The sequence below is a fragment of the Faecalispora sporosphaeroides DSM 1294 genome (assembly GCA_000383295.1).
GTDB lineage: Bacteria > Bacillota > Clostridia > Oscillospirales > Acutalibacteraceae > Faecalispora > Faecalispora sporosphaeroides.
In genome coordinates this window covers 61,586-70,103 of sequence record KB911075.1, presented here as the reverse complement: position 1 = coordinate 70,103, position 8,518 = coordinate 61,586, and the positions used below count along the sequence as shown (strand labels likewise).

Annotated in this window: 8 protein-coding genes; 3 read left to right on the top strand and 5 right to left on the bottom strand. The window is 55.7% G+C overall.

What is annotated here, in order from left to right; genetic code table 11:
• Positions 1 to 223 precede the first annotated feature (223 nt).
• Complete coding sequence (locus G340_RS18515) at positions 224 to 376, top strand: hypothetical protein (RefSeq protein ID WP_326522419.1); 153 nt, start codon at positions 224 to 226, stop codon at positions 374 to 376.
• A gap of 279 nt (positions 377 to 655) precedes the next feature.
• On the opposite strand, the gene G340_RS0114505 is transcribed toward G340_RS18515, so the two are convergent.
• Genes G340_RS0114505 through G340_RS0114490 form a run of 4 tightly spaced genes read right to left on the bottom strand, consistent with a single transcriptional unit; the run spans position 656 to position 4,733 of the window.
• Complete coding sequence (locus G340_RS0114505) at positions 656 to 1,777, bottom strand: GerAB/ArcD/ProY family transporter (RefSeq protein WP_020074370.1); 1,122 nt, start codon at positions 1,775 to 1,777, stop codon at positions 656 to 658.
• An 18-nt stretch (positions 1,778 to 1,795) separates the two neighbouring features.
• Positions 1,796 to 2,008: a hypothetical protein gene (locus G340_RS0114500; protein WP_020074369.1), complete on the bottom strand. Its 213-nt coding sequence runs from the start codon at positions 2,006 to 2,008 to the stop codon at positions 1,796 to 1,798.
• 11 nt (positions 2,009 to 2,019) lie between these two features.
• Positions 2,020 to 3,162 carry a Ger(x)C family spore germination protein gene (locus tag G340_RS0114495; protein WP_020074368.1) on the bottom strand — a complete coding sequence of 381 codons (1,143 nt, stop codon included), beginning with the start codon at positions 3,160 to 3,162 and terminating at the stop codon, positions 2,020 to 2,022.
• On the bottom strand, positions 3,159 to 4,733 hold the full coding sequence (locus G340_RS0114490) for a spore germination protein (protein WP_020074367.1): 1,575 nt from the start codon (positions 4,731 to 4,733) through the stop codon (positions 3,159 to 3,161). The genes G340_RS0114495 and G340_RS0114490 overlap by 4 nt, the downstream gene beginning before the upstream one ends.
• A 242-nt stretch (positions 4,734 to 4,975) precedes the next feature.
• On the opposite strand from G340_RS0114490, the gene lepA reads away from it, so the two are divergent.
• Complete coding sequence (gene lepA / locus G340_RS0114485) at positions 4,976 to 6,784, top strand: translation elongation factor 4 (protein WP_020074366.1); 1,809 nt, start codon at positions 4,976 to 4,978, stop codon at positions 6,782 to 6,784.
• A 24-nt stretch (positions 6,785 to 6,808) separates the two neighbouring features.
• On the top strand, positions 6,809 to 7,918 hold the full coding sequence (hemW, locus tag G340_RS0114480) for a radical SAM family heme chaperone HemW (protein ID WP_027104023.1): 1,110 nt from the start codon (positions 6,809 to 6,811) through the stop codon (positions 7,916 to 7,918).
• 127 nt (positions 7,919 to 8,045) lie between these two features.
• Here the strand turns inward: hemW and G340_RS0114475 are convergent, their stop codons facing one another.
• Complete coding sequence (locus G340_RS0114475) at positions 8,046 to 8,471, bottom strand: flavodoxin (protein WP_027104022.1); 426 nt, start codon at positions 8,469 to 8,471, stop codon at positions 8,046 to 8,048.
• Positions 8,472 to 8,518 lie beyond the last annotated feature (47 nt).

Below are 8,518 nucleotides of genomic sequence, written 5' to 3'. Positions count from 1 at the left end.
TGCGCCGGTCGGGCCGGTCGGGCCTACTGCGCCTGCCGCTCCCGTTGCGCCGGTCGGGCCGGTCGGGCCTACGGGGCCTTGTACTCCCTGCGGGCCTGCGGGGCCTACCACTCCCTGTGGGCCTACGGGGCCTACGGGGCCTTGCACTCCCTGCGGGCCTGCGGGGCCGGGAGCACCAGTCGGGCCGGTCGGGCCGGTTGTGCCTGCGGGGCCGGCAGGCCCTGTGGGACCAGTGGGGCCCGGAATCGGATATGGCGGCGGGCAGGGCGGGCAGGGTGGGCACGGCGGCGGGCAGGGCGGATACGGCGACGGGCCCGGCGGCGGACAAGGCGGCGGACAAGGCGGGCAGCCACTGTTGCCGCAGTTACTGCTGTAAATCTTCATGCCGGGGGAAAACGAATCCCCCACCCCAAATGAGGATCTTCTGTCTAATGACATATGCAAATCTCCTATCTATATAATAGGTCTCTCGTAAAAGAATGGCACCCTTTAGTATAGTATGAAGATTTTAGAAAGTTGTTGCAAAAACAAACCGCCCGCAGCGGCAGAAAGTCTCCTCTTTGTTATGCGTTTCCGCATTCTCTGCGCACACAAAAAGGCCCATGGAACCTTGCCCGCAAAGTCTGCGGCGTTTATCTTTGAAAGCGGCGGTGATTCAGGAGGGTTGAGATGCGGTCTGCACCGAAGAGGTTTTTTTGCTGTGGGCTTTCCATTCGCCGACCAGCCAGATGACAACGGGGACGATTACCTGGAACGGCAGGGCGTAAAATGGGTAAAAATCAAGAAAGTTGAACATCTGCACCGCGTCGGTGTAAGAGAGGGCACAGAGCATGAGAACAAACAGGAAGATCGGCATTATGATCAGGTCGAGTTTATTGGGAACATTCAGGAGCTTTGCCAACCCCAAAGCCCCGGAATACAGGCATAAGCTGGTTTTTGTCAGCCCCGACACGATAAAGTTAATGGAAATCGTCCCCTCAATCCGCGACAGAAAGCTGCCGATCTCCATGATTCTTGCACAGGAATAAGACGGGAAATACTCCGCCTCCATCAGCTGTGGGCCAAGTGTGAGGACATTGCGGAGAATGATGACCATAAGCACCAGAGTCGAGTAAAAAAGCCCTTTGAAAAATACCTTATAGGGGCTCCCATGCTTTGCTGCGCTGATCAGGGGAAGAAACACCACACATTCCGCAAAAGGGAAAGCAAAAATCTCGAAGGAGCTTTTCATCATTACCGGAGGGGAATGCTCCAAAATTGGCAGCAGATTCTGCGGCCGCATACTCGCAACCGTAGACAGAACGGTGATGATCATGATACCCACAGTAATGCACAGACCAACAATGGACCATTGGCTGATCACCTGAATCCTGCTCTTGCAAAGATAAGCGCTGACCAGCAAAAAGGAAATCATCATCGGAATCTGCGGGGTTTCCGGCATGGCCACGATCTCCATGAATTCCGAAAAATTCCGCACGACTACCGCGGCCAGATACAGATAATACCATACGAGCAGGGCAATCACGATCCGGCCGGGGATTCCTCCGAACCAGTCGAGAACACATGTGAAAAAATCTTTTCCGTCCATCAGGTGCATGATTCTGGCGTATATGAAAAAAACCGGTACGCTGATCGCGGCCGCGATCAGCAAACAGATCCAGGCGTCCTGCATGGTACGGGGATTCACCCCCATTACCACACTGCTGCCAAAAACAAATAAAATAATCATCCGAACCATTTCCCGTGAGGAAACAGGATTGTCGTGAATCGTTTTCATGTCGGGTTCCCTCCCTTTTCAAACGCCGAATATTTTTTGAATCATCCATATTAAAACCGTCCCGATTCTGGGGAAGGGGACACCCACTTGATCCAGCATCAACACCGCAAAGCAAAACAGGCACACGCCCAGGTACCACAGGCGCAGCGGTCGGGTCATCACCTGGCGCCTCGGGATATAATCAATGCAGAGGATGCCCGCAAATAAAACGACCAGTATGACATAAATCAAAGCAACCCCTCCTACGACTCGCGCACCATCGCGGTATTTGCAAGGTGAATCTTTACCGTCACATCCACGGGAAGAGTCTGGTACATTTCGTTCCACCGGCCACTGATCTGCCTCCAAAGCGGCAGATTTGTGCGGTATATCAGGCGGCCCATTCCCAGAGCATCCGACTGATACTGCGTCTGCAGCTTTTTAATGACACTTTGAAGCTCTTCCCGAACCAAATTTTCCGCAGATCTCTCTACCTGATCAAGCACCGGGTGATTGCCTTCATTTTTATTGTGCGGGAACTCCGCGAAATAGGCGTTGATTTTAACGCTCAGCTTCATGGCAATTTTTCCATCATTGTTTTCATAAGACATGGAGGAGTCGACTTTTTTGATTTCCAGCGTAATGTTGTTCTTGGTAATCTCCGGCACATAAAAAGTCAGAACGCCGCCGGTGAGAAGGCCGTTGACCATCAGCAGATATTTGGTTTCTTCCGCAGAAAAAAAGCCCGCGAGCAAACTGCCCTTAAAAACAGCGCATCCATAGGCTTCCACATGTTTTTTGTCCGAATCCGGTTCCGGCGCCAGGTAGAACACAGGCAGAACCACATTTATCCCCGGCGTTCTGGAATCATCATAAATGCGGTAAAACTGTGCGCTGAAGACAGAACCCGTCACTTTGGCGTCCTCCCGGATGATCCGGCTGATGTCGTAGGAAACAGCGCCGCTGATTTTTTCGTCATTGCTCAATATGGCCCGGGCCGTTTCCTCCCGCGAAACAACCAGCTCCATTGTTTCGCGCATTTCCGAGTCGCGCAGCGCAAAATCCAGCACGGCGTCCAGCCCCTCCCTTTCGGCAACCTGGTGGCTGATCACCATGATTTGCATGTTGCCGAAATACAGCTTGCTGGCTAGCTGGCGTTTGGCGTTGCGGATCGCTTCGAGTATGGAGCCGCCCTTTGCAAATACCAGGTTGGAGTTTGGCCCTTCCGTTTTGGTGGGCTGCGACAAATCCATCACCTCAAACGTCATCAGGTACTGTCCGTCGTCGGCTTCATCAATCGCCATTCCGGCCACGATCGTCATTTCGTTCAGGCCCCGGTAGTTCCAGCAGCCTGCCAAAGGCAGCATCAGGCAGGCGGCAAGCAGGGCGCACAAACACCGCTTCATTCTTTTCTCCTCGGGGGCGTCTTCTGGCGTATGGTGCTCCACGCCGTTCTTTTCGGGAGCTGAATCATCTTCCACCATGGCGCGCGGATCGCCATATCTTTTATCTGCTGAAACTGCAGCTTCCCACTGGGGGTCAGCTGAGAAACCCCGAAGGAATCCAGATTCAGCATGTGAATAAACAGGGTGCAAAGCGTCAGCATCATCCCAAACAGCCCAAAGACGGAAGCGCCGATGAGAATGAAGATCCGCACAAAGATGATCGGCGCGCTCATTCTGGGCACCAGCAGTGCGGTGATGCCGGTGATACCGACAATGATGATCATCGGGGCGGCCACCAACCGGGCCTCCACCGCCGCCTGACCGATGACCAGAGCGCCCACGATGCTCAGCGCCTGACCGACGTTGGAGGGCATGCGCACGCCGGTTTCGCGCAGAATGTCAAAGACGATCAGCATAATAAACGCCTCAGCAGCGGCCGGTAAGGGTACACCTGTGCGCTCGCTGGCAATATTGATCAGCAATGGGGTAGGCAGCATCTCATGGTGAAACGCCACAATTGCGATATAAAAGCCCGGTACGGTAATGGTCATGAAAAATCCGAGGATGCGAAGCATACGCGAAAAAGAGGTGTAGAAAAAGTTGAGGTAATAATCCTCGCTGCTTTGAAAATTTTCGATAAACAAATAAGGCACTGTCAAAACAACCGGGGTCCCGTCAAGGAAAATCGCGATCCGCCCCTCCAGAAGCTTTGCAGCCACCACGTCGGGCCGCTCGGTATAGCCGGTACTGCGAAACGGCGAAAGAGCAGAATCACGCGTCAATTCGGAAAGGTAGTTCGTGTCCAGCACGCCGTCGATATCGATATTGTTCAGCCTGTCTTCCAGCAGCTTCAATATGTTCTTGTTGACGAGACTGTCCAGATAGCAGACGCAGGCCTTTGTCTGCGTACGGCGGCCAAAGGTGCGAAACTTGAGCTTTAAATCGTGCGTGCGCAGCCGACGTCGGATCAGGGTCAGATTATTGAGCAGACTTTCGTTAAAGCCCTCGCGAGGGCCTGAAAGAATTCTTTCATTTTCCGGCTCATCCACTCCGCGCAGCTGAAAATTTTTGGCGGACAGAATCAGCGCCCGGGAGGAGTGCGGCAAAAACAGAATCGCGTCGCCATAGGTGACGCCGTCACACACGTCCTTCCATTTCTCACTGATCTGAACATCGCTGGCGGTAAGAATCTGCTTCGACAGGCTTTCGGCCAGATCGCGCCCCGGCTTCTCGTTCGACTCTACCAGCGGCCGCAGCACGCCGTCGTGCAGAAGAGATGTATTGACCATCCCGTCGCTGTAATACAGGCGGTACTCCAGCCACGGGTAACAGGCGTTTTGTATTTTGCGGCAGATAATGGTGTCGTTGTCCCGAAACAGCTCTTCAAAGCGTCGGCAGTTTTCTTCCATAGAGGGGGAGAGGACTTCCTCCTGGCTTTGGCCGGTCGCTTTGGATCGCTCCGTGCTCCGGCTCAGCGCCTCGTCAATTCGTTTCTGCTTTTCCTCTTGTTTGGGGCGGAACGGGTTCCACAAATCAAATCATCTCCGATCTTTTCCTGCGCAATACGTATTCGGTGTTTATTATGGGCAAACACCTCAAATCTATACCTCTTTTCCCAGTTTTCCGACCGCTTTTTCCCAGCCGGCGGCCGCGGCGGAACTACATTTTTCTTTTCAAGCCGCAGAATTTGTGGTATAATATTATATTACATCAACAATCCATTCAAAGATTTTACATGTATTATTTTGAGCAGTTGGGAGAATCAGGTGACAGCATGTCGATTCCAAGAAACAGAATCAGAAATTTCAGTATTATCGCCCATATTGACCATGGAAAAAGCACCTTGGCCGACCGCATTTTAGAGCAGACAAAGGCGGTTGCACTGCGGGATATGGAAAATCAACTTCTGGATAACATGGATCTGGAACGGGAACGCGGCATCACGATCAAGGCGCACGCGGTCACGCTGGTATACCATGCCCAGGACGAGCAGGATTATATTTTCAATCTGATCGACACCCCCGGCCACGTGGACTTCAACTATGAGGTATCGCGGTCTTTGGCGGCCTGCGAGGGCGCGCTGCTGGTGGTGGACGCCTCGCAGGGAATTGAGGCGCAGACGCTGGCCAACACGTACCTGGCGCTCGACGCCGGGCTCGAGATTGTGCCGGTGATCAACAAGATCGATCTGCCCAGCGCCGACCCGGAGCGGGTGAAGGCGGAAATTGAGGATGTGATCGGCCTGCCGGCGGAGGACGCCCCCTGCGTTTCGGCCAAGGCCGGCCTGAACATCGACCAGGTGATGGAACGCGTCGTGAAGGACATTCCGCCGCCGGAGGGCGACGAATCGGCGCCGCTTCAGGCGTTGATTTTCGACTCCTATTACGATTCATACCGCGGCGTCATCGTCTATGTCCGCGTCAAGCACGGTACGGTACGCGCCGGCGACCAGATTCGCATGATGGCCTCCGGCAGTGAGTTCACCGTGGTGGAGGTGGGCTACCTGCGCGCGACCGGCATGGAGCCGACCGAAAGCCTGTACGCGGGGGAGGTGGGGTATATCTCCGCTTCGATCAAGGCGGTTAAGGATGCGCGCGTGGGCGACACCGTCACGCTGGCCGCCCGCCCGGCCAAGCAGCCGCTCCCCGGCTACCGCGCGGCGCAGCCAATGGTGTTCTGCGGCGTGTACCCGGCGGACGGCGCGCATTATTCCGACCTGCGCGAGGCGCTCGAGCGCCTGCAGCTTAACGACGCGGCGCTCTCCTTTGAGCCGGAAACCTCTGTCGCGCTGGGCTTCGGCTTCCGCTGCGGCTTTTTGGGCCTGCTGCACATGGAGATCATTCAGGAGCGTCTGGAGCGCGAGTACGACCTCGACCTTGTCACGACCGCGCCCAGCGTTGTGTACCGCATCACCAAAACGGACGGCGAGGTGGTCTATGTGGACAACCCCACCAACTACCCCGACCCGACGCTGATCTCCGTGGCGGAGGAGCCGATGACAAACGCGCACATCTACTCGCCGTCGGAATATGTGGGAAATATCATGGAGCTTTGCCAGGAGCGGCGCGGCGTGTTTCAGGACATGAAATATCTGGATACCGACCGCGTGGACATTCATTACACCCTGCCGCTCAACGAGATTATTTATGACTTTTTTGACGCGCTGAAAAGCCGCACCCGGGGCTACGCTTCGTTTGACTACGAGCTGACCGGCTACGTAAAATCGAACCTCGTCAAGCTCGATATTCTGCTCAACGGCGAAATGGTGGACGCGCTGTCATTTATCATCCACGCGGATAAGGCATATCCACGCGCACGCAAAATGACGGAAAAGCTGGCGGAGAAAATTCCGCGCCAGCTTTTCGAGGTACCGATTCAGGCGTGCATCGGCGGCCGCATTATCGCGCGCGAAACCGTACGCGCCATGCGCAAGGACGTTCTGGCCAAGTGCTATGGCGGCGACATCACGCGAAAGAAAAAGCTGCTGGAAAAGCAAAAGGAAGGAAAAAAGCGCATGCGCCAGCTCGGCACCGTAGAGGTACCGCAGGACGCATTCATGAGCGTTTTAAAGCTGGACGAATAGACGAACCGTTTGAACGGAGGGATTATGAGCCGCACACCTATAGGTTTGTACCTGCATGTACCATTCTGCAAAGCGAAATGCCCCTACTGCGATTTTTACTCGATTCGGGGCAGGGAAGAGGAGAAAGACGCTTACACCGGGCAGATGAAGCGCCTGCTGCACGCCGCGGCCGCACGGCTGAACCGCGCGGCAGACACCGTGTATTTCGGCGGCGGAACCCCCTCTGTTCTGGGCGCGGCCCGCATTGCCGGGCTGCTTGACGCCGTGCGGCAAAATTGGGGCCTCAGCGGGGCGGAGATTACGGTGGAGGTCAATCCCGGCGAATACGAACCGGGCTTTTTTGAAACCCTGCGCAAAGCCGGGGTCAACCGCCTTTCGATGGGCCTGCAGTCCGCCGATGAGGAGGAGCTGCGCCTTTTGGGGCGCCGCCACTCCACCGGGCAGGTGCGGCAGGCGGTGCGGGAAGCACAGCAGGCCGGGTTCGACAACATTTCCCTCGATTTGATGCTGGCGGTACAGCGGCAGACCGGTGAAAGCCTTCGGCGGTCGATCGCCTTTTGCGCCGATTGCGGTGTGCAGCATATTTCCTCCTACCTGCTTAAAATTGAGCGGGGAACGGTGTATTACGACCGCCGGGACGATATGATTCTGCCGGATGAGGACGAATCCGCAGAGCTGTATCTCCTGGCCTGCCGCGAGCTGGAGCAGGCCGGGTTCCGGCAGTATGAGGTGTCGAACTTCGCTGTTCCCGGCTATGAGAGCCGCCATAATCTGAAATACTGGAACGCTGAGGAATATTACGGGGCGGGGCCGGCTGCGCATTCATTCATCGACGGCCGGCGCTACTACTGCCCCGGTGATCTGGAGGCCTTCCTGCGGGAGCCGCGCAACATCTGCGAGGGCGACGGCGGCTCGCCGGAGGAATACGCCATGCTGCGGCTGCGCCTGCGCGGCGGCCTGCGGCAAAACGACTACCGGAGCCGCTTTGGCAGGCCCTTTCCCAAAGAATATTTGGAAAGAGCCCTCCGCTATGTGGAGCAGGGCTTTGTGGTATGCGATGAAGAAAGCATCCGCTTTACGCCGAAGGGGTTTCTGGTTTCCAACACTTTGATTGCAGATATTTTGTTGGGATGAGAATAGATCCGCCTGAAAAGCAGAGGCCGCCACAAAATGACAGAGTCATTTTGTGGCGGCCTCTATCGATTTCTCTACCCGGTCTTTCCCTTTCTGCCAGGAGAAAACTATGTCTGTGGGGAAACCGTCACGCGTTCGCGAGCGCCTTGCCCAAATTCTTGCAGTTTTCAGCCGCCTCATCATCGGGAGCTTCGTTCGCGATCACCGTGCCGATCACCGGTACGCCGGCGCCCTGCAGGTCGCTGTCCCAGGTTCTCATCCACTCGCCGTCGCCCCAGCCGTAAGAGCCGAACAGGGCCACTTTCTTGGAGGAAAGCTTTTCTTTCACGGAATCCAGCATGGGCTCGAACTCGCTTTCTTCCAGCTGCTCCGAACCCATAGAGGGGCACCCGAACGCGATGCGCTCAAACTCATCGGCCAGCTCGGGAGTAAATTCCGCGGAAGTATAAACCGAAACATCCGCTCCGGCTTCCCGGGCGCCATCCGCCACCAGGTTTGCCATCGCTTCCGTATTTCCTGTGCCGCTCCAATAGACTACTGCCAATTTTGCCATAATCTTTCACTGCCTTTCCAGTTTCTTCAAATTATACCGGCCCTCGA

What these genes read in the sequence shown, in the direction of transcription:
- G340_RS0114505 (WP_020074370.1), bottom strand. Translation starts at nt 1,777, where the DNA reads ATGAAAACGATTCACGACAATCCTGTTTCCTCACGGGAAATGGTTCGG.
- G340_RS0114495 (WP_020074368.1), bottom strand. Translation starts at nt 3,162, where the DNA reads ATGAAGCGGTGTTTGTGCGCCCTGCTTGCCGCCTGCCTGATGCTGCCT.
- lepA (WP_020074366.1), top strand. Translation starts at nt 4,976, where the DNA reads ATGTCGATTCCAAGAAACAGAATCAGAAATTTCAGTATTATCGCCCAT.
- hemW (WP_027104023.1), top strand. Translation starts at nt 6,809, where the DNA reads ATGAGCCGCACACCTATAGGTTTGTACCTGCATGTACCATTCTGCAAA.
- G340_RS0114475 (WP_027104022.1), bottom strand. Translation starts at nt 8,471, where the DNA reads ATGGCAAAATTGGCAGTAGTCTATTGGAGCGGCACAGGAAATACGGAA.